The sequence below is a fragment of the Candidatus Nitrososphaera sp. 86-2 genome, from assembly GCF_056726185.1.
Genome location: NZ_JBWZON010000001.1, coordinates 1227035 through 1250716, shown reverse-complemented (window position 1 = coordinate 1250716; position 23682 = coordinate 1227035). Strand labels below are relative to the sequence as shown.

Annotated in this window: 29 protein-coding genes and 1 tRNA gene; 14 read left to right on the top strand and 16 right to left on the bottom strand. The window is 53.9% G+C overall.

The genetic code is table 11. The features are described 5' to 3' along the window. The first annotated feature begins 110 nt into the window (after positions 1 to 110). From ACYOR7_RS07605 to ACYOR7_RS07595, 3 genes are all read left to right on the top strand, one after another. A complete protein-coding gene (locus ACYOR7_RS07605; protein ID WP_479913547.1) occupies positions 111 to 1703 on the top strand; it encodes an ATP-binding protein in 1593 nt (530 codons plus the stop codon). Between the two features lie 309 nt (positions 1704 to 2012). Then, positions 2013 to 2648, top strand: a complete 636-nt coding sequence (locus ACYOR7_RS07600; protein ID WP_479913546.1) for a hypothetical protein — start codon at positions 2013 to 2015, stop codon at positions 2646 to 2648. Between the two features lie 4 nt (positions 2649 to 2652). Continuing rightward, positions 2653 to 4281, top strand: coding sequence for a hypothetical protein (locus tag ACYOR7_RS07595; RefSeq protein WP_294805159.1), 1629 nt, complete (start codon positions 2653 to 2655; stop codon positions 4279 to 4281). 157 nt (positions 4282 to 4438) lie between these two features. Here ACYOR7_RS07595 and ACYOR7_RS07590 read toward each other — a convergent pair whose 3' ends face one another. Continuing rightward, complete coding sequence (locus ACYOR7_RS07590) at positions 4439 to 5719, bottom strand: hypothetical protein (protein WP_479913545.1); 1281 nt, start codon at positions 5717 to 5719, stop codon at positions 4439 to 4441. A gap of 159 nt (positions 5720 to 5878) precedes the next feature. Continuing rightward, positions 5879 to 6079 carry a hypothetical protein gene (locus ACYOR7_RS07585; protein ID WP_294805156.1) on the bottom strand — a complete coding sequence of 67 codons (201 nt, stop codon included), beginning with the start codon at positions 6077 to 6079 and terminating at the stop codon, positions 5879 to 5881. Between the two features lie 170 nt (positions 6080 to 6249). On the opposite strand from ACYOR7_RS07585, the gene ACYOR7_RS07580 reads away from it, so the two are divergent. Together ACYOR7_RS07580 and ACYOR7_RS07575 are read left to right on the top strand one after the other, a co-directional pair. Next, a complete protein-coding gene (locus ACYOR7_RS07580; protein ID WP_294805154.1) occupies positions 6250 to 6711 on the top strand; it encodes a hypothetical protein in 462 nt (153 codons plus the stop codon). Continuing rightward, positions 6704 to 6886, top strand: a complete 183-nt coding sequence (locus ACYOR7_RS07575; protein ID WP_479913544.1) for a hypothetical protein — start codon at positions 6704 to 6706, stop codon at positions 6884 to 6886. The genes ACYOR7_RS07580 and ACYOR7_RS07575 overlap by 8 nt, the downstream gene beginning before the upstream one ends. 2 nt (positions 6887 to 6888) lie before the next feature. Here the strand turns inward: ACYOR7_RS07575 and ACYOR7_RS07570 are convergent, their stop codons facing one another. From ACYOR7_RS07570 to ACYOR7_RS07540, 7 genes are all read right to left on the bottom strand, one after another. Continuing rightward, positions 6889 to 7677, bottom strand: a complete 789-nt coding sequence (locus ACYOR7_RS07570) for a class I SAM-dependent methyltransferase (RefSeq protein WP_479913543.1) — start codon at positions 7675 to 7677, stop codon at positions 6889 to 6891. 59 nt (positions 7678 to 7736) lie between these two features. Then, positions 7737 to 7814: transfer RNA gene (locus ACYOR7_RS07565), tRNA-Gly, on the bottom strand. A gap of 52 nt (positions 7815 to 7866) precedes the next feature. Continuing rightward, positions 7867 to 8487, bottom strand: coding sequence for a hypothetical protein (locus ACYOR7_RS07560; protein WP_294805148.1), 621 nt, complete (start codon positions 8485 to 8487; stop codon positions 7867 to 7869). Positions 8488 to 8530: 43 nt separating this feature from the next. Next, complete coding sequence (gene hemB, locus ACYOR7_RS07555; RefSeq protein WP_294805146.1) at positions 8531 to 9535, bottom strand: porphobilinogen synthase; 1005 nt, start codon at positions 9533 to 9535, stop codon at positions 8531 to 8533. Next, entirely contained in the window at positions 9510 to 10832 is a 1323-nt protein-coding gene (gene hemA, locus ACYOR7_RS07550) for a glutamyl-tRNA reductase (RefSeq protein ID WP_294805145.1), read from the bottom strand. Before hemA ends, hemB begins: the two co-directional genes overlap by 26 nt. Beyond that, the gene (locus ACYOR7_RS07545; RefSeq protein WP_479913542.1) at positions 10829 to 11497 is read right to left on the bottom strand and encodes a precorrin-2 dehydrogenase/sirohydrochlorin ferrochelatase family protein; all 669 of its coding nucleotides are present in this window, start codon (positions 11495 to 11497) and stop codon (positions 10829 to 10831) included. Before ACYOR7_RS07545 ends, hemA begins: the two co-directional genes overlap by 4 nt. A 60-nt stretch (positions 11498 to 11557) precedes the next feature. Further along, the gene (locus ACYOR7_RS07540; RefSeq protein ID WP_479913541.1) at positions 11558 to 12160 is read right to left on the bottom strand and encodes a transcription elongation factor Spt5; all 603 of its coding nucleotides are present in this window, start codon (positions 12158 to 12160) and stop codon (positions 11558 to 11560) included. Positions 12161 to 12230: 70 nt separating this feature from the next. On the opposite strand from ACYOR7_RS07540, the gene ACYOR7_RS07535 reads away from it, so the two are divergent. After that, complete coding sequence (locus tag ACYOR7_RS07535; protein WP_294805141.1) at positions 12231 to 13052, top strand: D-aminoacyl-tRNA deacylase; 822 nt, start codon at positions 12231 to 12233, stop codon at positions 13050 to 13052. Positions 13053 to 13078: 26 nt separating this feature from the next. After that, positions 13079 to 13411, top strand: coding sequence for an MGMT family protein (locus ACYOR7_RS07530; RefSeq protein ID WP_294805139.1), 333 nt, complete (start codon positions 13079 to 13081; stop codon positions 13409 to 13411). Between the two features lie 9 nt (positions 13412 to 13420). Here ACYOR7_RS07530 and ACYOR7_RS07525 read toward each other — a convergent pair whose 3' ends face one another. Genes ACYOR7_RS07525 through ACYOR7_RS07515 form a run of 3 tightly spaced genes read right to left on the bottom strand, consistent with a single transcriptional unit; the run spans position 13421 to position 14697 of the window. Beyond that, on the bottom strand, positions 13421 to 13867 hold the full coding sequence (locus tag ACYOR7_RS07525; RefSeq protein WP_294805137.1) for a 50S ribosomal protein L19e: 447 nt from the start codon (positions 13865 to 13867) through the stop codon (positions 13421 to 13423). Positions 13868 to 13869: 2 nt separating this feature from the next. After that, positions 13870 to 14295 carry a 50S ribosomal protein L32e gene (locus ACYOR7_RS07520; RefSeq protein ID WP_294805135.1) on the bottom strand — a complete coding sequence of 142 codons (426 nt, stop codon included), beginning with the start codon at positions 14293 to 14295 and terminating at the stop codon, positions 13870 to 13872. A gap of 54 nt (positions 14296 to 14349) precedes the next feature. Then, entirely contained in the window at positions 14350 to 14697 is a 348-nt protein-coding gene (locus tag ACYOR7_RS07515; RefSeq protein WP_479913540.1) for a hypothetical protein, read from the bottom strand. A gap of 45 nt (positions 14698 to 14742) precedes the next feature. On the opposite strand from ACYOR7_RS07515, the gene ACYOR7_RS07510 reads away from it, so the two are divergent. Next, positions 14743 to 15678: a metallophosphoesterase family protein gene (locus tag ACYOR7_RS07510; RefSeq protein ID WP_479913539.1), complete on the top strand. Its 936-nt coding sequence runs from the start codon at positions 14743 to 14745 to the stop codon at positions 15676 to 15678. Here the strand turns inward: ACYOR7_RS07510 and rnz are convergent. Together rnz and ACYOR7_RS07500 are read right to left on the bottom strand one after the other, a co-directional pair. After that, positions 15673 to 16599 carry a ribonuclease Z gene (gene rnz, locus ACYOR7_RS07505; RefSeq protein WP_294805167.1) on the bottom strand — a complete coding sequence of 309 codons (927 nt, stop codon included), beginning with the start codon at positions 16597 to 16599 and terminating at the stop codon, positions 15673 to 15675. The genes ACYOR7_RS07510 and rnz overlap by 6 nt on opposite strands. A 51-nt stretch (positions 16600 to 16650) precedes the next feature. Further along, on the bottom strand, positions 16651 to 17541 hold the full coding sequence (locus ACYOR7_RS07500; protein ID WP_294805129.1) for a ribose-phosphate diphosphokinase: 891 nt from the start codon (positions 17539 to 17541) through the stop codon (positions 16651 to 16653). A 94-nt stretch (positions 17542 to 17635) separates the two neighbouring features. Between ACYOR7_RS07500 and ACYOR7_RS07495 the strand changes: the two genes are divergently transcribed. Next, positions 17636 to 18961 (top strand): CFI-box-CTERM domain-containing protein, encoded by a 1326-nt coding sequence (locus ACYOR7_RS07495; protein WP_479913538.1) that lies wholly within the window; start codon positions 17636 to 17638, stop codon positions 18959 to 18961. On the opposite strand, the gene ACYOR7_RS07490 is transcribed toward ACYOR7_RS07495, so the two are convergent. Beyond that, complete coding sequence (locus ACYOR7_RS07490) at positions 18954 to 19517, bottom strand: DUF309 domain-containing protein (RefSeq protein ID WP_294805125.1); 564 nt, start codon at positions 19515 to 19517, stop codon at positions 18954 to 18956. The two genes, ACYOR7_RS07495 and ACYOR7_RS07490, sit on opposite strands and share 8 nt — an antisense overlap. Positions 19518 to 19631: 114 nt before the next feature. Between ACYOR7_RS07490 and ACYOR7_RS07485 the strand changes: the two genes are divergently transcribed. Genes ACYOR7_RS07485 through ACYOR7_RS07465 form a run of 5 tightly spaced genes read left to right on the top strand, consistent with a single transcriptional unit; the run spans position 19632 to position 23426 of the window. After that, on the top strand, positions 19632 to 20660 hold the full coding sequence (locus tag ACYOR7_RS07485) for a multicopper oxidase domain-containing protein (RefSeq protein WP_479913537.1): 1029 nt from the start codon (positions 19632 to 19634) through the stop codon (positions 20658 to 20660). An 8-nt stretch (positions 20661 to 20668) separates the two neighbouring features. Next, a complete protein-coding gene (locus ACYOR7_RS07480; protein ID WP_479913536.1) occupies positions 20669 to 21856 on the top strand; it encodes a ZIP family metal transporter in 1188 nt (395 codons plus the stop codon). A gap of 51 nt (positions 21857 to 21907) precedes the next feature. Further along, positions 21908 to 22078 carry a hypothetical protein gene (locus ACYOR7_RS07475; protein WP_294805119.1) on the top strand — a complete coding sequence of 57 codons (171 nt, stop codon included), beginning with the start codon at positions 21908 to 21910 and terminating at the stop codon, positions 22076 to 22078. A gap of 21 nt (positions 22079 to 22099) precedes the next feature. Further along, complete coding sequence (locus tag ACYOR7_RS07470) at positions 22100 to 23170, top strand: FxLYD domain-containing protein (protein WP_479913535.1); 1071 nt, start codon at positions 22100 to 22102, stop codon at positions 23168 to 23170. Positions 23171 to 23204: 34 nt separating this feature from the next. Next, the gene (locus tag ACYOR7_RS07465) at positions 23205 to 23426 is read left to right on the top strand and encodes a hypothetical protein (RefSeq protein WP_294805115.1); all 222 of its coding nucleotides are present in this window, start codon (positions 23205 to 23207) and stop codon (positions 23424 to 23426) included. On the opposite strand, the gene ACYOR7_RS07460 is transcribed toward ACYOR7_RS07465, so the two are convergent. Further along, entirely contained in the window at positions 23419 to 23652 is a 234-nt protein-coding gene (locus tag ACYOR7_RS07460) for a hypothetical protein (RefSeq protein WP_479913534.1), read from the bottom strand. The genes ACYOR7_RS07465 and ACYOR7_RS07460 overlap by 8 nt on opposite strands. Between the last annotated feature and the right edge of the window lie 30 nt (positions 23653 to 23682).

The following is a 23682-nucleotide window of genomic DNA, read 5'->3' as shown; positions in this document are numbered from 1 at the left end:
TGATTTGCATTTCTACCAAGCCAAGCAAAAAATCAGTCGTATACTTCTACTAGCACTAAAGAAATCGTCCTCAAGTCGAATCTTTTTTAAAAAATACTGCCTACAGTAAAATGGATGGCAGCAAGTTGCCGGAGTCCCGCGACGTGAGAAGCTCCGCACGTCAGAAGAAAGATGTAGTCGGCTCGACCATAGTCTCCAAGACCCTCCTCAGCGATATCGAGAACTTTTGGTTCTCGGTGGAGGCTGACGCCATAGTTAGACCGTTTGATTTCGTGTCGGTCAAGAATGCGAAAGCTGACAGGGTAATAGGCATAGTGGACAACCTACAGGTGGTGCCGTTGGACGAGGCTGACGCATACTCTAATGGTATGATGGTGGCCAAGGCGGCAATCTTGGCAAATACCCCTTCCTCAGCCATACCAGTAATGCCCGGCCGAAAGGTCAGTCTTGCAGATGAAAATGAGGTTCTCTATGCCCTCGGCATCCCCGAAATGCTAAACCCTGTGCCCGCCGGAGTCATCCAACTGACAAACGGCCTACAGATCCCATTTTCTCTTGACGTGTCTTACCTGGCAGGTCCGGACACTGCACACATTAATGCCGCCGGCATATCTGGAAATCGCAAGACCAGCTATCTGCTCTTTCTGCTCCAGTCGGCATCCCAAAAGCTCTCAAGAGAAGGCGTAGCCATCATTATCTTTAACACAAAAGAGCAAGAGCTTCTTCAGATAGACTCCAAGGATGATGAAAAGTTCAGCAAGGAAGATGCGAAATTGTTCAAGCTGTTGGGTCTGGATACAGAGCCGTTTTCAAACGTCATCTACTATTTGCCAAGGGGAAGCGACGGCAATCCCAACTCGGTCCTGGTGCCCAAAAACAGCAAGCCGTATTCATACGAGCTTGGCGATATACATGACCGGCTTGAGCTCTTGTTTTCGCAAACGGCAGATCCACGCTACGACGAAATCCTGTCTATTGTCAATCATATTGACGAATCGTGGCCAATCAAGAACGGCCTTGACGAGATAACAACATGGAGCGACCTGGCAGCTTTTACCCAATACCCGGAAGAGGTAGTTTCGTACAGATCCGCCCTTGCGCATTTCCTTGGCTATTTGCACAAGTTCAGAAAGTCGCCGCTCTTTGTAGACAGGCGCAAGACTAGCGTGTATCTGGGCAGTGAAGTCAAGAAGATCAAGGCGGGGCAAGTGTACGTCATTGACATCGCCAGGCTCCCGACGCTTGAGGAACAGTCGCTGGTTGTCGGTGACGTAATGCGCGCTGTAGACCAGATGTATGCGGCCAAGCGCCTGACAAGTGCAGAATCCGGCAAGTACATGATAATATTCGTCGATGAGATCAATAGGTTTCTGCCTAGCTCTGTCCCCGGAGTTAAGAGGATGTCCGCCACCGCGGAACAGATAATGAGGACGGTCATCGCTGGCAAGGCGAGAAATACCTTGCTTTTTTCTGCCCAGCAGTTCAAGAGCACAGTCGACGGAGCCCTGCACGAAAACACCGGCACCCACACATTTTCCAAGCTCGGCGCTACAGAACTTGCGACACCCTCTTACGCCATGTTAAGCGAGCACACAAAGGGCAACATAGTCAGGCTCAACAAGGGTGAAGTCATCATGACGCATCCTGCCTTCAGACACCCCATCAAGGTAACATTCCCTCGGGTGTCGTTCAAAAGACCGTAAAAGCATAAATCAATCAATTACACACAGATTGCCAAGTTGCAATCGCGGCGATGATCGTGCAAATACTCGCTGTGAGTGATATAACAAGCCGAGCAAAATCAAGATTCTAAATTATGCAAGAATTAGAAAGGTTTGGTCAGATACCCTAGTACTTTCATCATATGTTGCAGTAATAGTAATCATCATCCCATCTCAAGTGCGGGCGACGCGCAATATTAACCGTTATTCGTCACTTGTTCAATTTAGTTCACCCACAATGCAGCAAATAGTCGCTTTCTGGTTTAAATAACAATTTTGAACCTCTATCTCATGACCGCAGAGGAAAGACTGGAGAAAAGGATCCTTTCTGCGGGGTCGGCCGGTGCCAAAAAGGCCGATCTTCGCAAGGAATTTGGCGAGATCGACGTTGCACTGGAGAGCCTCGTAAGCAAGGGGCAGGTTTTCGTGGACAAGCGCGCAAGCGCCTACTATTGCTTCCACAAGGACCACTACATCCAGAGCCTTCTCAATAGCGACCCGAGGTTCAGGCTGACGTACGACCTGATAAAGTCGCTCGAAGAGACCGTGAGCGCGTCGAACCGCGAGGTTTCCCGTGCAGTCGAGGCGCTTGCAAACAATATCTCAAACCTGGCAAGGCTTGTTACGGAACGGGCAGAGACCAGGGGCGTGCCGGCGTCAGCCGCGCCCGCAAGGAGCATGAGCGTCAGCGACTTTAAAAAAGAGTTTGACGGCGCGCTTGCCAACTCGTCCTCCTCTATCGGATGGGTAGAGCTGGCAAAGGTTCGAAGCGACGTGTGCGCAAGATGCGGCATAACCGGTGACGATTTCTACCATCTGGTGGGCGAACTGACGGGCCAGTACCAGGACAAGTACGAGCTTTCAACCGGTGGTGGCGAAGGCGTGATGGTCCGGGGCCTCTTGCACGGCTTTGTGAGGTGCATCTAGCAGGATGTATCCATACAGGCTGGACAGAAACCCTTACCCAAGCAGCCCGACTCCGACCTTGATTGACGCCAAGATCCTTGGAGGCAAGCGCCATAAGGAGGCCAAGGCGGCTGTCCTTGCGTGCTTTTCTGACCTGCACGGCAAAGTCGCACAAGGCAAGGCCACCGACAAGGACTTTCGCTTGCTCACGATAATCCAAGATGTCGGGTCCGGCAAGACACACCTTGCGCTCCACATAAAGGGGCTCAAGGAAGTCGAGGACAAGACGGTGATATCGTACGTCGACCTGACGCAGATATCGCCACGCAACATGCACAGCCTGTATTCTGCAATGCTCGGAGGCTTCACCGACGAGTACATATCCCAGATGCGCAGGGCAGTGGTAAAGCACCTGCTGGCAAAAGCAGAGCAGTCGTCTACTGCGCGCAAGATATTCAACTATGGCTTTATGGATTCTATCACCGGAAAACGCCTGTTCGACAAGGCGGAACTCTTGCTGAACAACGAGCTTGTACCCAACTACACTGCGCTTTCAGAAACTCTGAGAAAAGAGTATTCGCCCGTCGAAGTGGCGATACTAAAGCTGGTGGTGGAGGGCAAGTTCCGGGCGGACGCGGCAAACGTCTCGACGCTTGAAGACATCATCGCAAGCCTGGCAGCCCTTGCGTCTTTGAACCTGCGTTTTCTTGGGCGCGTGACGGTGTTCCAGCTGGACGAGTTTGACGCCGACAGGGAGACGACCGAGTTTGTAAAAGCAGTGATAAACGCACACGTGCCGGCGGCAGCGCTGATGTTGATATTCACCCCGTCCTCGTACGACGACATCAGCAAGGCAAACGCGTCCGTGTTTGACAGGCTGGAAAAGGCCAACTACAAGGTCGACCTTGCAGGCTCGAACACGTACGAGGAGATACTTGACATCATCATGGAGTACATACGCTTCCACGACGCAAGCAAGTGCTTTACCGAAGAAGAGGAGCGCGACCTTGCGGCAAAGGTTAAAGTAATCTATGACGAGTTTGCCGACTTTCGCAACGTGCGCTCTATGCTGAACATCATGTACCACGCCACGGAAAATGCCGGCAAGCGCGAGGCGTCAATAATCGACGAGCAGGCCATCGACGAGACCATCAAAAACGTCTATCCAGGCTTGCGCATACGCGGAAGCGTCATGGATGTGCCTATATCTGATTTCATAAAGATCCGCAGGAGCACGAGCGACGTTTCCGTGCTCGAATCGGGAGTAAAGGACGCGGTGCGCAACCTCGTCAACTATGCGCACGAAGTGGGCGCGGTAGCCAAGCCGCAAAAGAGCAACGGGAGCGGAGTAGACGTCATGTTCTCTGACCCGTACGGAACAAAGGTGGCGATAACAGTCGTGATAAACCGCGACCACGCCAAGAGCTTTGAGCAGATATCAAACACGCTGAAAACCACGGGCTTTGTAGACAAGTTGGTCATACTGACAAACGCCAACACGACTGCCGGCACGAACGGGAGCGCAGTCGTGACGATGGACCGCTGCAAGATGATAGACCTCATCTACTTTAGCAACAAGTACAAGAACAACGAGATGATGGAAGACGACTCGCAGCGCGCCATAATGCTGGCCAAGTCCATACGCATCTGCTAATACCCCTTCTCTGTTTTTTTTTCAGGCGCCGATGCGGCGCTAAAAACCCCAATTTTCCATCAATCTTTGATTATTGTTCAATAAAGAAAAGAGGAAAAAGGCGCAAGGCGTGATGACTTTAAGTCATCACGCCCGCCCTGACCCTGGGAGTGCTGTTCTAGTACTCGCCTTCAAAATCCTCGCTTGCAGTCAGGTCACTGCACTTGTAGAAGGCGTTCTCAAACTCGTAGTACACTGAGCCCTGGTAGTATTCGTCGCACTGGTACTCGTTGCCGTCGTCGTCAAAGTAAAAGTGGCCCTCGTCGTCATATTCGTGACCCTTGAAGGGGTGGTCAAAGAATATCATCACATTGCCAGTACGGTGCTCGTAGTCAAAGTGCACGAAAAAGTCCGCGCCTGCAAAGTCCTTGAAGTAAAAGTGGTGTATGATTATCTTTATGTTTTCGTAGTAGGTAAAGTCGTGCTTGTACTTGAAGTACTTTTTGTGCTGGCTGCTGTAGTGCTCTTCTCTGTGGCTACCGTTGTTGTTATCGTCACTGCCTTGATTTTCGTTGTCATGCTGCTTGTGCTTGTACTTGTAAAACTTGGGGCCTTGGACATCCTTGCTGTCGTCATGTAGCTTTCTCTCCTGCTTGTTGTGATCGCTTCCGCCTTGTTCGTTATTGCCACCGTTGTTGTTGCTGCCATTGTTGTTGAAGCCCTGTGGTTTATTGTTGTCATTGCTTCCGCTGCCACTGTTCCCGCTGTTGTTCTCCTGTGGCGAGGTCGTGGTTGTGCTGCTGTTATCTTTATTCTCGGGAGTCGTCGCGGTATTGTTCTCTAGCGGGGCAGTAGTTATCGTGCTGTTTTCTTTAGGAGCGTTTGCTGTAGTGTTGTTCTCTCCGGGATTAGTCGCGGTGGGGCCGTTTTCTGATGGGTTGTTATTTGTCATGTTGCTGTCGTTGGGAGTTGTCGTAGCAGTGTTGCTATTGTCGTCATTGTTCTCTGGAGCAGTGTTGTTGTTTGCTTCAGTGGCCGCAGTTGTGTTATTGTTGTCGTTATTTTCCGATGGAGTCGTCACTGTATTGTTGTTGTCGCCGGTGTCATTGCTTGCAGGCCCGGAAAGGTCTGGAGCCGTAGCAGCGGCCGTCTGATTTTCATTGTTTGAAGCACCCAAGTCGGGGGTTAGAGCTTGGTCATCATTAGTAGTAGGAGTCGAGCTTGTATCGTTATTGTTGCTGGTAGCTGCAGGAAGGTTGTCATTGTTGTTATTGTCGTCGCTGCTGCTGCCTTGTTCGCCTCCGGTATCTGCAGGAGACGAGGTGGTTGCTGTCCCGTTCCCGAGATCGGCCGCAAAAGTGGAAACTGGCATGAACGCGTACGCCGCAAGCGCGATACCGACTATTAATATCGAGAGCGTCAGCGTCATGCTGCTCTTCTTCTTTGTCTTACTTGACATTGACGTGAGAACAGATCCTTTACTTTAAAGCCTTGAGCAAAATCCCTACATAAGTTATCTATAAAATGCAATTCTATTATAAAATATATAAAATCATTGAATATTATATATCATTGTTGTTAGATCATAAAATCATAGCATTATCTGGTAACGTACTACCTAACGATCCAGCGTCTCTATCATGCCCAGCACCCACCTCAAAGTGTTTATTCTTATCCGGTCGTTCCTATCTGCCGTACGGGAGAATGTGCGACCCATCTCTTCAAAATCGCGCAACCGGTTATCTTCGATACCTTTCCTTATGTCGTTAATCTCTTTTTGCAATATCTCTTTCAACCGTTCCATGTCTTCGCTTGGCAAGTTTTAGTCATCACCAACATCAAATATGATGCTCTGTTAACACGTTAAACAATTTTCTTTGTTTTATTTCAAAACGACACAGTCTACGTCGCATGACGTAAGGATGGGTGGATCTAGACGCTCGTAACCAAGACAAAGCTCTTATCCTGTGCCTGCAAAATTAGTATGCCGTGCCCAAGCGCAACTTTACCACGCTTGAAGAATTCAAGGCCAACCTGCACAAGGAGGGGGCCACGCTAGTCGAGTTCTCTGGCGGCAAGGTGCCTTGCATACTGGTAAGTCCCAAGAAATACGAGGAGACGCTTGGCAAGATCTACGGCAAGCGCGTTTCTGCCGATACCCTGCTTGACATATTTTACGACGGGCGCGATGTGTTTGTCGACGTCGACATAAAGTTCCGTGACACGGACTTTGAAGAGAACTTTCTCCTTTATGCAAACGACATGCTGGAATGGTTCGAGGCGCTTGCGGAAAGCGGCATGATTGCAATGGGCCCAAGCGAGACAACGTACACAAACTCGCAGAACGTTTTCATGATCCAGCTGCCAAAAAAAGACGCGGCGGAAAAGGCGCTTGAAATCATAAAGACAAACGCCAAGAACCGCGTCGCGCGGGGTATGAAGGATGGCTGAAGAGGAAGAAAAGAAAAACAAAAAGAAGAAAGAAGAAGAGTTCTCCGAAGAAGACGACGACCACTTCAAGCTGTTCGGCAAGCGCGCGTGGGAGGTAGAGTACGGGGAAAAGTGCCCGACGTGCGGCAAGCGCATCGACGAGTACGGATTCTGCGCGTGCGGAAGCGCAGGATGACATCAGACGCTTTTCTTCTTTCTACCGACGATTATCGTGATGGGAAACGCAAAACGAACCTTGCCTTCTTTCAGGTAGCTTCCCACACCGAGGCTTCCGGTTTTCAGGTCGTCTGCAAACAACCGCCTCACCTCTTCTGCGTCTTTCGGCTTTGTTAGCGTCGCGTTCAATATCTTTTCAAGATCCACGTCGAGCTTGTAAAAGCCTGTCTCTAGCTCTGTGAAGCCTGCCTTCTCCACCATGCCCTGCAACTCTGCAAGCGGCATCGCCCTTGCGTGCGAAGAATCGCGCAGTTTTTCCATGCGGTTGTAGGCGTCGGCCTTGCCTTCCGGCGGTGTGACGTCTATGACGACCACCCTTCCTCCCGGGGCGCACACGCGCTTCATTTCGTACAGCACAGAACGCGGGTCAAGGAAATGGTGAAAGCTGTACCTCGTGACCACGAGCGAAAATGTAGAGTCTTTGTACGGCAGCGGGTTTGCATCGCCCACCTTCCACGTGACGTTGCTCAATCCCTTTTCTGTCTGAAGGAGCTTTGCCTGCTCTATCATAGCCGGGGTGATGTCGATGCCAGTCACGTGTCTCGCTACCCTTGCAAGGGCGCACGCCACTATGCCGGGGCCGCAGGCGACGTCAAGGACATTATCATCTGAGTTGATCTTTGTCAGAGAATACATCAGCTCAAACTCGTCTTCATTGGAATGCTCTTTCATCTTGGCAAAAGAGGCCGCCTGCTTTGTGAACTGTGACACTATGGACTCGTTGTGCGCGTGCTGTTGTTCGTCTCGCAATCTGTAAGCATTGGCAAGACGCGCTTTTAAGTCGATTGCGGCTTGCGATGAAAACACGATGGTGCGACGGCCGGGATTTGAACCCGGGTTACCAGATTGGCAATCTGATGTCCTAGACCAAACTGGACGACCGTCGCACGCTATAACTGTCGTTTAGTCTAGGTAATTTAAACATGTCCTTGCTTTTCTTCAGACAAGCAGCACGAGCGTGGAATACCCGCGGCTTTCAGTCACGTAATCGTCCTGAATTTCTTCCGCAACCACGGTGAGCGACAGCACGTCGCCCCGCTGGCAGTTCTTTGCGTCGATTATGATATAGTCGTCCAGTATGTCTGCGCCCTTTCTGCTTTCCTGGCTCAGCGCAAAGCCCATCTGCGCGCTGGCATTTAGAAGCAAGAGCTCGTCCTTCTGGTAGTTTCCAATCCTGACGAGCCTGCCGGGCCTCGGCATCGCCTTGACGTTTATCCTCACGTCACCTATGGGATGCGTCGTGTACCTGCTCTTTCCAAGCACGAGCGCCTCAAAGCCAAAGGGGTAGCCGGCGGTGTTTTCGGCCATCTTGTTGACGCCGTCGTTCATGATGATGTCTATTTTCTTTATCGTAGTCCCAAAGCGGTTTATCCAGTCGTTCGTGGTCTTGACAATGTTCTCGATGACGCCCTTGCGCCGCGCTGTTTCCTGCTCGCCAAGCTGGTAGCGGTCCACCCAATCCTTATAGTCCTTGCTGATGTCGATTATGAACTCGGTGCAGGTGTTCTGGTAGTCTTCGATGCTAGTTGCGCGCTCGGACCCCGCGTCGGCTGCAAACATGTGTATGTATGTTTGGCGGCAGGCTGGAATAAAAACGTCTACTCTATTCTGACAGGAGCCTCGCCATCTTTTTGGCTTGGTACGTGATAATCATGTCCGCGCCGGCCCTCTTTATTCCAGTCAGAAATTCCGTCATTACCGCGTCCTCGTCTATCCAACCTTCCATCGCAGCAGCTTTCATGAGCGCGTACTCGCCTGACACGCTGTACGCGCATATGGGCAGGCTGGTAGCCTTGCTTGCCTGGTAGATGAGGTCAAGGTTCGGTATGGCCGGTTTTATTATAATCGCATCGACGCCCTCTGAAATGTCCTGCTCTATCTCCCGCATTGACTCGCGGGGGTTTGAAAAGGGCATCTGGTACGTCTTGCGGTCGCCAAACTCTGGGGCCGAGTGCGCCGCGTCCCGGAACGGCGCAAACAGTGGGGATGCCTGCTTTGACGAATAGCTCATTATCGCCGTGTCTGAAAAACCTGCGTCGTCAAGCGCGGTGCGTATAGCGCGCACCTGACCGTCCATCATGGCAGACGGCGCGACGATGTCCGCGCCGGCCCTCGCCTGGCTCACCGCGACTTTGCCGAGCGTGCTTGCACTTGAATCGTTGTCAATCTTGCCGTCTATTACGATGCCGCAGTGGCCGTGCGACGTGTACTGGCAGAGGCAGACGTCCGTTATCACTGCAATCTTGTCGCCAAAGTTCTTGCGCACCTGCTCGACTGCTTTTTGAACAATCCCTTTGTCTGCAAACGCCTGCGAGCCCTTGTCGTCCTTTTCTGCCGGCAGACCAAAGAGGATTACCGCTTTGACGCCGAGGTCCGACAGCTCTTCCACTTCAGTTGCAAGCCCTGAAAGCGGGAAACGCTTGATGTCCGGCATCGAGCCGATGTCCTGCGGCTTTTTCAGGCCCTCCTCGATGAAAACCGGTGCTATAAGGTCCTTGACCGAAAGGTGGGTCTCTTGGAAGAGGTCGCGGATTGCTGGCGTCTTTCTGAGGCGCCTGAGCCTGACGTCTGGAAAACCGTTATTATTGCTGCTTTTTCTCGTCTTCATACTTGAACATCTTGGCTACCATCTTCATCAGCTCTTCGCTGTCCCTGCCGCCTCCCTCTATCTCCTTGCGCAAATAATTCATCGGCGTAGAAAGTATGCCTTCAACTATGGCGTACGACAATTGCTCGATGACCTTGGCGTCGCCGTCCGCGCCATCCTTTTTGCCGAGCATCGAAAGCGCCTTTTTCAGCTCACGCTCGCGTATCGCGTCGACGCTTTTGAACACCGACACCACCACAGGCTCTGCCTTCATGCGCTTCATCATGCCGTCGACCGATTTTATCTCACCTTCAATCATCTTTTCGGCCGCCTGTGCCTCCTTCATGCGGGAGCGCATGTTCTTTTCTACAAGCTCTGCTATCTGGTCCATGTTTATCAGTTTCACGCCATGGATAGTCGCCACCTTTTCATCGACCGTCCTTGGGTTTGACAGGTCAAATATCATCACGGCGTCCTTGCGACCCTTTGCCGCTTCTTGCATCCTCTCGTACGTAATGAGAAAGTAGGGGGCAGTCGACGCCACGAATATCAGGTCGAGTTGCGCAAACATGTCAAGCGCCGCGTCAAACGGGACCGGCCTTCCTGCCACCGTTTCTGCAAACGACCTTGCCCGCTCGTACGTCCTGCTTGTCACCATAAAATCGACTCCGCTGTTCTTCAATACTTTTGCAACCAGGCTTGCCGCCTCGCCAGAGCCGATAAGCATCACCCTCTTGGACTTCATGTCGTCAAAGTACTCGTCGGCAAGATTCACGGCGACCGACGCAATCGATACGTTGCCCTTGTTGATGCCTGTCGCTGTCCTGACCCTGCTTCCAACCTTGAGTGCCCTGTCAAATATCGCCGCCAGGTTTGCGCTTGCATAGCGGTTTGTACGCGAAAATTCCAATGCGCGCCTGACCTGCCCTAGTATCTGGTCCTCGCCCACCACTAGCGAGTCGAGGCCGGACGCCAGCTTTAGCAGGTGCATCACCGCCTCCTTGCCCGTGCTGACCTCGACGCTTGCAAGGTCGTGCTTTTCAAGGCCGGCGGCCTTGGCCCACTGTTCAAGGACCCTTGCCTCGTCCGCGTTCTTTGCTGCCGCAAACACCTCGACGCGGTTGCAGGTCTGAAGTATCACGCACTCGTCTACTCCTGCCCCGTCAACGAATGCCCTGTGCGCGGCCTCGACGTCTTTGAACGTGAATTTTTCCAAAAGATGTATCGGCGCGTTCTTGTAGGTTACTCTAGCGTTGATAACCTGAATGGGCAGGGCGAAGGAAGAAGAGTCGTGTGCCTTTATTGCTGCCGCCGTCATTTGCTCTTTTTCACCCACTCTTGCAAAAGCTCAAGCGTCGTGCTTTTAGCATCTTCAATCCTGTCTTCCTTAATAAGGTTCTGCACGCGTGAATCATGCAGCAGAGAATATAGAAATTCCTTTCTCTGCTCCACGGTCTTTAGTTTCGGCTTTGCCGCGTTCCTTGCAAATTCCTGCAGTTTGGCGTTTTCAATGTCCGCCTTTTTTATTATGCGCTTCAGTACGCGCTCGGCGCGTATGCGCACCTGCCTTGCCATTATGGGACTCTTGCCCGACGTGGAAATGGCGACCTGCATCACACCTTCGATGTTGACGACAGAGGCGTACGAAAAGTCGCTGTACTGCGGGTCGTCGACCGAATAAACAAAGGCGCCCTTTTCCCGCGCCTTCTGGCACAGCTTGCGGTTTAATTCCCTGTCGTCGGTGGAGGCAAGCACCAAAAACGGGCTGTCATAACTATCAAGAATGCTTGCGTCCTTTAGCGTCGCCTTTACTGTTTCAATCTTGCCTGCCTTTTCTTGGTCGCGCAGGTACTTGTTAAAGCGGTTGCTGATTACCGTGACCTTGCAGTCCTGGCCCAAGAGCGCGTTGACCTTCCTTACACCCTCTGTGCCACCGCCTATCACTATGGCGTGCTTGCCCTTCAGGTTCAGGTCAACTATCAAGCAAATAACACCATAAAGCCGTACCGGTGGATTTGCCCCCTTCTTTATTTAATCCTTCAGTCAATGGGCTACCTTTTTCAAGTAGTTGGCGTCCACGGTGACAGGTATCTGGTAGGGCGAGTCCAGGAGCACGACTGTCGCCTCCTGCTTCTCATAGTCGACACGGGTTATCTTGGCCTTCATGCCCTTGAACGGGCCGGCGATGACCTCGACCGTGTCGTCGATGTTCAGTTCAGTAACTGTGGGCTTCTTTATGAGGTAGCCCTCAATGTCCTTGAACGGCAGGTCGCCTCGTATCTGGCCGCGCACATGCCTGATGCCCGCGAGCCCCTCATACGCGACGTTTGCGTCCGGCGCCTCGACTATTATGTAACCTTTAAAGCTGTCAAGCACCAGGACTGAGCGTATGCCTATCTTTTTGGCCGTGACCTTTGTGTATAGCATGTCTGCGACCATGCGCTCCTGACCTCCTGTAGTGCGGATGGCAAAGAACCTGCTGTCGCTTGCTGGCCTGTCGCTCTGCGCTACCGCTGCCGCCGCAGGAGCTGGCTTCGCCCCCGTCTCTTTTTTGCCCTGCGGAGCCTTCTCGTCCTCTAAACCCTGATTATCGTTATCTAAAGATAAGTCTAGATCCTCCTCTTGGTCCTCTCTCGGATCACTCATAAGCCATAAAGCGAAAAGTCGATACAATTTATAAATTTATTTAAATTCTACATACAAGTGCTGGTTCACGTTGAGAGATTTCATACTTGTCGCCTCAAGCCAGGACCTTGCAGGCGTGACCATGGCCGACTATTTAAAGTCAGAGCAGGGGTTTGCGCCGGATGGCCTGCACGACGGCGGAGAGGGGCAGTCGTTTTCCTCGCCCGCGCACAGCGCCAAGCTGTACGTGGCAGACGCGTCCCTGCTGACTCTGGAGACGCTTGACTTGACGTTTCCAGATGCAAGGGCGTTCGTGTTCCTCTCAAAGCACCGGTCGGACAGCGGAATCCCGACGCTCACCTGCCATTGCACGGGCAATTTTTCCGATGCGCCCTTTGGCGGCAACCCAAAAGAGATAGCCGTTGCCCTGCCCAGCCTGCAAAAGGCGTACCTAAAGGCGATAACAAGCGCAAACACGCCAGGATATGACGTTATAATTGAGGCGACGCACCACGGGCCGACATCGCTGAAAAAGCCCGTGCTTTTCGTGGAGCTTGGCTCGTCGGAAAAGCAGTGGGCCGACCGGAGCGCAGCAAAAGCGATGTGCGACTCTCTTCTTGGCGTGCTTGCAAACAACGGCGTTGCGCCTTGTGAAAATGTGGGAGTCGCAATCGGAGGTACGCACTATCCGACAAAGTTCAACAAGCTCTTGCTAGAGTCCGAGTTCGGGCTTGCGGCAGTGGCGTCAAAGCACGCGCTGGACGCGATTGATGAGGCAATGCTTGCACAGATGATCGAAAAAAGCGCCGAGAAGGTGACGCACATCGTGCTTGACGCAAAGGGCCTTGGGAGCCACAAGGACCGCATGATAAAAATGGCCGAAGGCACAGGCCTTGCCATCCTGAAAGTTTGAAATACGCGTGACGTCATCCCGATTGCATGAGGACTGGCCGCCGGCTTGACGCAAAGGACGTCTATGACCTTTTAAGGACTGTGCCGGAAGGGCAGGTCACGACGTACGGCGACCTTGCACAGGCGCTTGGATTCCCCGGAGCGGCAAGGGCAATAGGCAAGATAATGAACGTAAACCCTGAACCTTTTGTTGTTCCGTGTCACCGCGTGGTGGCGTCAGACGGGGGCATTGGCGGATATGGGTTTGGCATCAAGATGAAGAAGGAGATTCTGGCAAAAGAAGGGCTGCAGTTTGACGGCGACAGGATAGTGGATTTTGAAAAGAAAAGGGCGGTATTGAAACTAAAAAGGGAAAAGTAGGGAACCCGTCTAGCGGGTCTTGGCTTCCTTTACGAGGTCGCGCAGGTGCGCAAGCGATCTCACATGTCCGCCGTTTACCTGCTTGTAGAGGTTCCAGTAGATTTCGTTCGTGATGTCCTTGCGCTCCTTCATTACGCGAAGATGGTAGCGCATCGACCGGACGCGAACGACGTACACCTCTTTCTTGCCGACCCTTGCGGTCTTTTTGCCCTTCTTGGAGCCCTGACCTTTGCCGTGGACTTTCCAGATCGAGCGCTTTTTCTGCGCCCTGCCCCTTGAAGTGCCCTTTGGCTTGACAGTCCAGATGGCGCCGCTCTTGACCAGCGAGCGGATGTTGTCGCGGGTAATAGAATCGGCAACGTCTTCAAGCTTGTCCGGCTCAAAGCGCACGCGGTTTACGCCCACGCCGAGAATCCTTGCGACAAGCTCGCGCTTTTTGCGGATGTTGACGACCATCTTTACTTGGTCTCCTCCTTCTCTGCTTCTTCCTCTTTCTTTGGAGCAAGCTTGCCTGCGTTCAATATCTTGAATCCTGACTTGGCGGCCTGCTCGATTATCTCTTTGCGTTTGCGGCTTCCGACGGTGCGAGCAAGCCTGATTGCGTCCTTCTTGGCATCTAGGCCGGAAAGGTCCGCGACGTTGTAGACGATGTTATCGGTGTAGCCTGACGGGTGAAGACCTCTTGCAGCCTTGGGGCCGCGGTAGCCGACCTTGACTATAGCCGGGTATCCGCCCTTTTGCTTTCTCATCTTGTTGTCCTTGCCCTTTGGTTTGCGCCAATTCTCTGCAAGCCTGTCGTACCTCCAGCTCTCCTGACGGACGAACTTGGGGCGCTTGCTGGCGACCTTTTTCCTTGCGGCAAGTAACTCTCCGTTAATCACCATAGCGATACGCAGGCATGAATACCTGTTTTAAATAAATACGTTACTCGCATGGTTTCACTTGAACGCAAACAGCGTCAAGGTGTAACACTTGCCATAGTACGAGTAGTCTGCCGATCTGGACGTAGACCTGCCGTCGTCCCTCTCCTGCGACCCTGAAAACAGGCCCATGACGCTCTCTATTTCTTTGGGGTCAAGCTTGCGAGAATAATCCCACATGGTGTTTCCTCCCTTTCTTGCCGCGTCGAGGCTGGCCTTTTCCACCGCTTTCAACGCCTCTGAAAGGGCCGGTATACGGAGCACCGTCTCGTATTCAAGCTCTTTTGTCGTTGCCGCCGTCGGCTGCTGACAAGCCCTCACTTCAAGCCACAGATCCTGCACAGAGCCTGCAATGCGTACGTGCATTATAGCCGTTTCCGCAGGGGTAATTAGCAAGCAGGCCAATAGTACATGTTGTCGCAGATTGCACGCCTTTCTGCCACCGCCGGGCCGTCCGAGTTTTCGCGGGTGCTGGAACAGGGCATTTCCGCGCTGGAGCAGGAGCAAAAGCGCGGCAAAATAGCCGGCGGAACCGTAACGGGCGGGCTTGTCGAAATATATGATTATGCTAATCTTGCGATATTGAGCGACCTGCACGGCGACTCGCGGACGCTCTTTCAGATCCTCGATGAGATGGGCTACGAAAAGTTCCTGTCAAATCCGGAAAACAAGATGGTGTTTCTCGGAGATTATGTGGACAGGGGTAGTGATTCTATGGGCGTGCTGTACGCCATATGCCACTTGAAACACGCGCACCCCGATTCTGTGATCTTGATGCGCGGAAACCACGAGGCGCCGGCCGAGTTCCCGTTTCCCTCACACGATCTGTCGTACAGCATGGAGGACAGGTTTGGTACGAAAGCAAGGGCTGTCTACAGCAGGACGCTTGCGCTATTTGGACTGATGGCGCTTGCCACCGTGGTGCAGGGCAGGCTGTTTCTGGTGCACGGCGGCCTGCCGACCGATGCCATAGGCGACTGGAGGCAGAAAATAGCGACTGCGCAGAAAAGCCACCTGCAGAACCGGGTGATGGAAGAACTGCTGTGGAATGACCCCCGCCCGCTTGAAGAAGGAGAGGACTGGGAGCCTTCGTGGAGAGGTATAGGCAGGCACTTTGGAAGAGTGGTAACAGAACGGTGGCTGCAAGCCACGGGCACAAAAGTGGTGGTCCGCGGCCACGAGCCGTGCCGCGGCTACAGGGTGGACCACCGCGGCGGGATCCTGACCCTCTTTACGTGCAGGGAAGCATACCCAAACTTTGGCGCCGCATACATCCTGGCAGGCAAGGGAAACCTTGATTCCGTCAGCGACGCGGACGGCCTGGCACGATTTGTGAAAAAGCTATGATGATAATGATGATGGTGGGTACGGGATGTCCACCTGTTTCAAATCCTCTGCAGCCTCGACGTCTTTGTGTATAGCTGATGCCTCCTTTACAAGAGCTGATGTCTCGTCATAGCGCGCGCTAAAGTGGGTCAGGAACAGCTTTTTTGCGCCGGCCTGTTTTGCGACGGTGGCCGCCTCAGTGGCCGTCGAGTGCAAAGTTTCAAGCGCCTTGGTAATCTTGTCGTGGCTGTACGTCGACTCGAACACCAGCACGTCGCACCCTGAAAAGAATTTCGTCAATTTCTCAGTCGGCCTGGTGTCGCCGGATATGCCTATCTTTCTTCCCGGCCTTGGAGGCCCGACGACGTCTGCCGACCTGACCATCTTGCCCTTGTATTCGATGTCTTGTCCGTGCTGCAGCCTGCTGTATAGCTCGCCCTCCGGTATGCCCATCTTTTTGACAAGCTCGACATTGAAGGCACCGGGTCTGTCAAACTCGTCCAGCCTGTACGAAAGGGCAGGGACAGAGTGTTTGGCTTCGCAGCAGGTTATCTTGTAGTCGCTTTCCTGTACGACGACGCCTTCGCCTTCGATAGTGTGTATTGCAACTTCGAAGGTCAGGCCAAAGTTGATTATCCTCATGTTTTCAAGCAGGAATTCCTTGAGCCGGGGCTGGCCGTAAATGTCCAGCCTCCTTTCGCGCCCTTGAAGCGACATCGTCTGCAACAGCCCGAGCAGGCCGACGCAGTGGTCGGCGTGCATGTGCGTGACAAACACCTTCATCTTGCGGTTCATGCCTAGGCCGGCCTTGATGAAGTTGCGTTGCATGCCCTCGCCGGCGTCAAACAGCAAGAGCTCGCCATCGCGCATTATGGCGATGGACGAAAGCCCACGGTCAGCAGTCGGAGCCGCTGAAGAAGTGCCGAGGAACACAATCTGCATGTTTGCCAAGAGTGTGCTATATAGTGCAGGCAAAAGCCTGATTTAACTTTGTCATAATAAGATCTTGCGCACGGCCTCCGCAAGCGCCCCGCTCAGGTCGACTGATGCGTGCCTGCCCGGTATAGAGTTGGTGGCTATTACCTCCTGCACGCCTGCAGCCGCTATTTTTGAAGCCGCGTCGCCTATCAAAAGCGCGTGCGCGCACATGGCATATATCTTGCCGGCGCCGTTTTTGCGCAGCACCTCTGCTGCTTTTACGATACTGCCGCCACTGCTTATCATGTCGTCTATCAGTATCGCATCGCGGCCGGAAACGTCAGAATCTATCCTTTGCTCCACCGTGACTTCGCCGGTGTTCCTGTCGCGTGATTTTTTCAGGGCAATCATGTCTGTCTTTAACAGCCTTGCAAATTCCTGCGCTCTGCAAATGCCTCCCGTGTCAGGCGACACCACGAGCGTGTTTTTGAGCTTCATTCTTGCCGCATGGGCTGCAAGGAGAGGTATCGAGGAAACGTTCGCTATGCTTGTAAAGAATGCAAGGGCCGACTCACTGTGGATGTCGACTGTGACGACCGATTTTGCTCCAGCCGCCGCAAGCAGCTTGGCAACCAGCGCCACGCTCACTGCCTCGCCTTCAAGAAAAGCCCTGTCCTGCCTCGCATAGGCGAGGTACGGTATTACGGCGCATACCTCTGCGCCGTCGTCAGAGCACTTTTTAATCATCATCATGGCCTGCAAGAGATGGGTGTCGACGGGCGGGTAGGCCGACTGCACGACGGCGCATTTCCTGCCGACGCCCGCGGCGAGTCTTATCTTGCTCTCGCCGTCAGAGAAAACCCGCAGTTCCGCCGGCACAAGCTTTGCCCCAAGGTGCTTTGCAATACCGGTGGCAAGCTCGGGCGATGAGGGGCCTGCAACAACAGAAATGGTGTCGGCTGCCAAGTACGCCACCTGTTGGCTTCTACGTCTTTTAATATCTATTGTTGCTGCCAGCCGGTTTTTCAGATTTAAATATCCAAAAACTCCGATCCAACGTGTGTACACGCGCGGCCTGTTGACGATCGTTGCAATCATCATTTCAACGCTATTGACGTCATCTGTTGTCGCATCGCAGCACATCGCCACCGCAGAGACCGCCTTTTCCTTCCAGAATGAGACCAAGTACATAGACGAGTCCAAGATACTGCATGTCTACGGCGAGATAAAGAACGAGTCTGCAAACGCCATGAAGGACATCCTGATAACGGCGTCATTCTATGACGCAAGTGGCAAGCTCCTTTCGCAGTACCAGCAGGCGCCGAAACTGCGCGTGATAGACCCTGGAGGATTTGCGCCCTTTGACATGGTCTACCTCGACCCTGCGACCGTGGACAAGGTCGCCAGCTATTCCCTTTCGGCAGTGGGCCAGCTTACAGAAAACAAGCCCGCAAGCCTGACCCTGGTCTCGTCAAACTCGCGCCTTGACGTGCTCGGCGTCTACTACATCAACGTGAGCGTCAAAAATAGCGGCAACGATACCGTGACAAACCCGATAGCGATAGCGACGCTGTACGACAGCGCCGGCAAGGTCGTGGCGATAGGAGAGGCCCCTGCAGAGAGCGAGAGCCAAGTAGTCCAAGACTTGGCGCCCGGGGACACAGCCGGCTCTAGCATAGTGGTGGCCGAGCGCCTGCAGACGTACAAGGCCGCAAGCTATTCTCTTGTAGCCGACTCTGATCAGTACGTCTCTGACGTTGCCGTGTACAAGGCATCCGGCCTAGGAGCAAACTCTGGCACTCCTGCAAACAATAGCAACAACGGCACAAAGAGCGGCTGCCTGATAGCCACCGCGGCGTTTGGAAGCGAGCTTGCGCCGCAGGTGCAGGAGCTGCGCGAATTTCGCGATGGCCTTGCGCTCAAGACAATGGCCGGCGCAAGTTTCATGAACGTCTTTAACGGCTGGTACTACTCGTTCAGCCCCAACGTCGCAGACTATGAGCGGGGCCAAGACTGGCTCAGGGGTGCAGTGCGCACGTCCGTCTACCCGCTCCTTGGGATACTTGACCTGAGCACTTCAGTCTTTCACACGCTTTCTTTCAACAACGAAGCGGCAGTAGTGGGCGCCGGCCTGACTGCCAGCTCGCTCATCGGCCTGTTATATTTTGCGCCGCTGTCGGCGGTGATTGCAGTCGCCAGCAGGAAAAAACAGTGGGACATGAAGTACGCAAAATACGTCCTTGTCGCTGCGTGGGCGGCAAGCCTCGCCGCAGTCGCGGCAGGCGAAGCGGCGCAGTCTACTGAAGCCCTGATGTTTGGCAGCGCGCTCTTGGTGCTGTCTGCGATAAGCACGGTGATTCTTGCAGTAGTTCGGGCAGTCAGATAGTGAACCGCTCTATCACGCCTGAGTTCAGTATTCCCTGCACCCGCTCTACGAACCTATCCATGTCTATGCCGTGATACCTGCCCCTCGCGCCGTCGAGCTTTTTCCTTGCGCGCCTGAGAATGGAAATGCAGATCTCTTGCTCGTCCTTTTCATCGTGCACGAACGCCGCCGCGACGAGTATTATGCCGTTTAAAAGGTCGCGCTCTTGGCCCGACGGCGTCTCTTTCCAGACTGCTTCAAGCGCCTCGTGCGTGCCCCAGTACTTCTCCTCGTTAAAGAGCTCTATCGCCCTCTCGATTGCTTCCTCTTTTTCCACGTGCCTCTCGACGATGTGCTCATAGCTTGCAAGGGGCGAGATTTTCTGGAGCCTGCCGACCAGATCGCCTATCTCCGTGCCGTCCGGGACGCTGGTGTCAAACTCGATGTATTTTTTTGACACACGCGAGTCGCGGATTATGGCCTCTTCCCCTGCCAGCTCGCGGGCCCTTGTCAGGAGAACAGTCGCGTCCTTTGGTGTATACATTCCATTCTTGAGGTGGACAAAGTACCTCTGCAATAGCATTGACTTTGGCAGATGCAAAGATAAACTTCGCGAAATAGTCTAGTCTAAGAATGTTAGACTAGGTTAACATTTATTATCAAGACTAACACTATCAACTGCGTATCGCGCTTGTCGTTGTCGGGTAACAAATTGTTATTGGCAGTCGTAGCGGTGGCAGTAGCAGGCACCGCGGTCGCCCTTTCGTCCCTCGGCTTTGGTGCAAGCGCGCAGGGCACGGAAAAGATAGTGACGGGCCACAGCCTCACTTCGTACGCCACCACCGGCGACGTGCTCGACCCAGAGCACGAAAGCATGGACCTGAAAAACGCGGTGGTCGATCCTGACAAGTACCTGCGCGAGTTCAATTACGGGCACGTGTCCAAGCTGGCAAACGGGACGACCCTGCGCGAATTCACGATAGTGGCAGACGACCGGAAAACCTACGAAGTCTCGCCAGGTGTCTTTTTCAACGCGTGGACGTTTAACGGCACCGTCCCCGGGCCGACGATTCGCGCCACTGAAGGCGACCTTGTGCGCATCAACTTCATCAACAACGGCACCCGGCCGCACACGATGCACTTCCACGGCATCCATGCGGCTGAAATGGACGGCGTGTTTGAAAAGGTGGCGCCGGGGGGCCGGTTCACGTACGAGTTTACCGCCGCACCCTTTGGCCTGTTCCTGTACCACTGCCACATCCAGCCCCTTGAGGAGCACATAGGGCACGGACTGTACGGCGTCTTTATCGTGGACCCCAAGACGCCCAGACCCTCTGCAGACGAGATGGTAATGATGATGAACGGCTACGACACTGACTTTGATGGCGAGAACAATTTCTACACGGTAAACGGCATCCCGTTCTACTACATGCACCACCCCATTCAGATACAAAAGGATAAGCTGGTGCGCGTGTACCTCGTCAACATACTGGAACTTGACCAGATAAACAATTTCCATTTGCACGGCAACCTCTTTAACCTGTACCGCACAGGCACGAGCCTCACGCCTGACGAATACACCGACATGGTGACGATGAGCCAGGGCGAGCGTGGCATCTTGGAATTCACGTACAAGTATCCGGGCCAGTACATGTTCCACGCCCACAAGACCGAGTTTGCAGAGAAGGGCTGGCAAGGAGTATTCCTCGTAAAGGAGTGAATGGGGTAGTGGTGGCCGTCACGAATGCCAAGCTAGCGGCAAGCGCGCTGATACCTATCGTGATACTGGCAGGGATGATAGCGTTTCTTTTGTGGCCCGGAAACACGCTTCTCAACTTTGGGGCGCCACTTCCGGACGTCACAATCGAGCGAATAGAGTTTGCAAGCAAACTGATAATCGCGCACGTGCGCAACACAGGTCCGCAGGGAATAGAGATAGCACAGGTGGATGTTAACGACAGGATAGTGCCGGCGGCAATCGAGCCATCAAAGGCCCTTGCTCGCTTTGGCGAGGCCAGAGTCGCCATACCGTTTGACTGGGTGGAAGGCAAGCCTTACACGGTAGGCATCATGACTTCGGACGGCGTGCGCTTTTCCAAGACAGTCCCGGCAGCAATATTGACCCCTGCGCCGGATGCAGGGCAGGTGTCGCTCCTTGCGCTCCTTGGCACATACGTCGGAATAATCCCTGTGCTCATCGGCCTCCTGTGGCTCCCGTTCCTCAGAAGACTGTCGGCAGGCAAGTACCTGTTCTTCCTCAGCTTTACCGCCGGCCTGCTCCTGTTCCTCGGCATAGACGCGCTAGTGGAGGCAAACGAGCTAGCCGCAAAGAGCGTAGCAAGCGCGTTCCATGGCCAGGCGCTGATCGCCACCGTGGCGGTGGTGTCGTTCGTGGCGCTGCTGTACGCATCTGAAAAGCTGATGGAACGGGGCAAGACAACGGCAACTGCGAAAGTGACAGGTCCCATGGCGGTGGCGCTCATGATAGCGATAGGGATTGGCCTGCACAACATGGGAGAGGGCCTTGCGATAGGCGGCTCGATGGTGGCCGGCGAGGTCGCGCTGGGAGCCTTTCTCATCGTGGGCTTTACTTTGCACAACACAACTGAGGGCCTCGCCATCGTGGCGCCTCTTGCAAGGGAAAAGCCAAGGGTGACCAGACTTGCCGCGCTCGGCTTTATCGCTGGTGCGCCTGCTATCGTCGGGGCGTGGGTGGGGGGCTTTGTCGCCTCGCCCATCGCGTCGGTGGTGTTTCTTGCAGTAGGCGCCGGCGCGGTGTTCCAGGTGGTCTATGCGATATTCAAGTACGCAGGCCGGAAAGAAGAGAATACAGGCAGACCCTTCCTGAGCGGGCCGGTGGCGGGAGGCATCGCAGTTGGCATGCTGGTCATGTACCTGACGTCTCTTCTCGTATGAAATGCAAGGCAAATATATTATATCATCCTGGGGGCATTTTTCCATAGGATTATGGGAAAGACACTGACAATAGACGAGCAGACGTACAAGCGCCTGTCGTCCATCAGGACCGACATGTCGCATGAAAAAAAGCGCGACATCGATTTTGGGGAGGCGATAAACGAGTTGATAAATGTCTACCACGACCACCTTGCCTTTTCCGGCGAGAACGCCGGCGGCTAGTTGCTGGGGGAGGGCTTTAAATTGCCGGGGCGTGCACCACCGTCCATGCGCCTGCTGACGTGGGCCGCGCTGTCCATTATTCTGCTTTCTGCTGCCACATGTCCAATAATAGCGGTTGCAAACGCGGACGATTCTATAGAGCTAAAGAATTCTGACTACTCTTTTGTGGACGCGCACGGGGTGAAAAATGTAGTCGGGATCGTCAACAACCACGGCACACGGCCGCTGAGCGTTACGATGGCGCTCAACGTCACTGACGGTTCCGGACACGCCTCGACGCTCTATGAAAACCTGTACGGGAGCGTGATACACCCGACAAAGGGCGCCCCGTTCAAGTTCCAGCTTGCAGAGGGGGTTGTGCCGGCAGGCAAGCCATACGTAGCAAGCGCCAAGCAGGTCGACGTGCCTTTCTACGACACTCTTTTACTCAACTACACGAACATGGCGGTGGGGGAAGGACGCGTCCTCGCCGGCACCATGAAGAACACGGGCAGCACCGAGCTCAGGAACGTCTTTATCTACGCCTCTGTCCACGATGAAAACCTGACGGACATTGACTCTGTCAGGAGCAACGTCGTGCCCGTGCTAAAGCCCGGCGAGGAGGCAACGTTTACAGCGTCGCCCGATCCGTCCGTAAAGGCCAAGGTCTACTACTACAGCTGCGCCGGCGTCGACTTTGACGCGCCGGTATCCACGCTGCCCACCGGCGACGGGAGCTTTATACCGTACGACTTTACCGCAATCGCCAAGGTGGGCAGCTTGAGGTACGACAACGCGACCGACAGCATCGCCTTTGACATCACGCATTACAACCCGAAAGGCGGGCCGGCGAGCATAAAGATCCCGCAGATGACGCAGAACCAAACCGTTGCCGTCATCATGGACGGCAAGCCGTACGACAGCGCCACAGTCAAGGCCGACGGCAAGACAGTGTACGTGGACTTTTTCGTTCCACCGGGCAATCATAGTGTGCAGATCCAAGGAGTGCGCAACGCGCCCGAGTTTCCGTTTGCGGCCCTTGCACTTGCGGCCCTTGTAGCCGCCGCGATAGCCGCGGCAAGGCTGAACAAGGCAGCATTTAAAATCTCGTGACATTTTCCTCTGGGCTGTGTGGCACATCTTTAAAGTGGAGAAGTCCGAAAGCGGGACACGCCTAGAGCTGTACGACGACAGCCTCGTTCTGATAGAATCCGAGTCGTTTTCAGACCTGTATACTTTGAACTTTCACCTGCAAACGCTTGCCACGAAATACAAAACTGCGGGAGCCTTGCTAATAGTGCACGACAAGCCCAGAAACAGCGTGGAGCTGTCGATGGCAAAGGACGAAAACTCGCTTTTTGTCAGCTAACTCTGTTTTCCTTGTAGTTGCGGATGGCGACTGACACCTTGCTGGTGGTGTGGCAAAGCGGGCATTCCGCCCAGCTGTGGCCGCCAAAGTACTGCCATTCATGGCCGCACCGGCCATACGTGCATTTCAGCCACTTGCCCTTGGGCACCTTGGCCCAGTTGTCCTGCATGGGCTTTCTGGCCCTGCGGGCCGCCCTTGGAAACCTCTTACCGCCATACGCCGGCAATGCCGTACAGCCGTTCACAGGCAATTTAAA

Bases quoted from the DNA above. Each gene is read 5' to 3' on its own strand.
- ACYOR7_RS07540 (WP_479913541.1), bottom strand. From the start codon at position 12,160: ATGAGTGATCCGAGAGAGGACCAAGAGGAGGATCTAGACTTATCTTTA.
- ACYOR7_RS07605 (WP_479913547.1), top strand. From the start codon at position 111: ATGGATGGCAGCAAGTTGCCGGAGTCCCGCGACGTGAGAAGCTCCGCA.
- ACYOR7_RS07590 (WP_479913545.1), bottom strand. From the start codon at position 5,719: ATGTCAAGTAAGACAAAGAAGAAGAGCAGCATGACGCTGACGCTCTCG.
- hemB (WP_294805146.1), bottom strand. From the start codon at position 9,535: ATGAAGACGAGAAAAAGCAGCAATAATAACGGTTTTCCAGACGTCAGG.
- ACYOR7_RS07475 (WP_294805119.1), top strand. From the start codon at position 21,908: ATGGGAAAGACACTGACAATAGACGAGCAGACGTACAAGCGCCTGTCG.
- rnz (WP_294805167.1), bottom strand. From the start codon at position 16,599: ATGCAGATTGTGTTCCTCGGCACTTCTTCAGCGGCTCCGACTGCTGAC.
- ACYOR7_RS07530 (WP_294805139.1), top strand. From the start codon at position 13,079: ATGAGGACTGGCCGCCGGCTTGACGCAAAGGACGTCTATGACCTTTTA.
- ACYOR7_RS07515 (WP_479913540.1), bottom strand. From the start codon at position 14,697: ATGCACGTACGCATTGCAGGCTCTGTGCAGGATCTGTGGCTTGAAGTG.
- ACYOR7_RS07520 (WP_294805135.1), bottom strand. From the start codon at position 14,295: ATGGTGATTAACGGAGAGTTACTTGCCGCAAGGAAAAAGGTCGCCAGC.
- ACYOR7_RS07560 (WP_294805148.1), bottom strand. From the start codon at position 8,487: ATGTTTGCAGCCGACGCGGGGTCCGAGCGCGCAACTAGCATCGAAGAC.
- ACYOR7_RS07600 (WP_479913546.1), top strand. From the start codon at position 2,013: ATGACCGCAGAGGAAAGACTGGAGAAAAGGATCCTTTCTGCGGGGTCG.
- ACYOR7_RS07525 (WP_294805137.1), bottom strand. From the start codon at position 13,867: ATGGTCGTCAACATCCGCAAAAAGCGCGAGCTTGTCGCAAGGATTCTC.
- ACYOR7_RS07510 (WP_479913539.1), top strand. From the start codon at position 14,743: ATGTTGTCGCAGATTGCACGCCTTTCTGCCACCGCCGGGCCGTCCGAG.
- ACYOR7_RS07575 (WP_479913544.1), top strand. From the start codon at position 6,704: ATGGCTGAAGAGGAAGAAAAGAAAAACAAAAAGAAGAAAGAAGAAGAG.
- hemA (WP_294805145.1), bottom strand. From the start codon at position 10,832: ATGACGGCGGCAGCAATAAAGGCACACGACTCTTCTTCCTTCGCCCTG.
- ACYOR7_RS07595 (WP_294805159.1), top strand. From the start codon at position 2,653: ATGTATCCATACAGGCTGGACAGAAACCCTTACCCAAGCAGCCCGACT.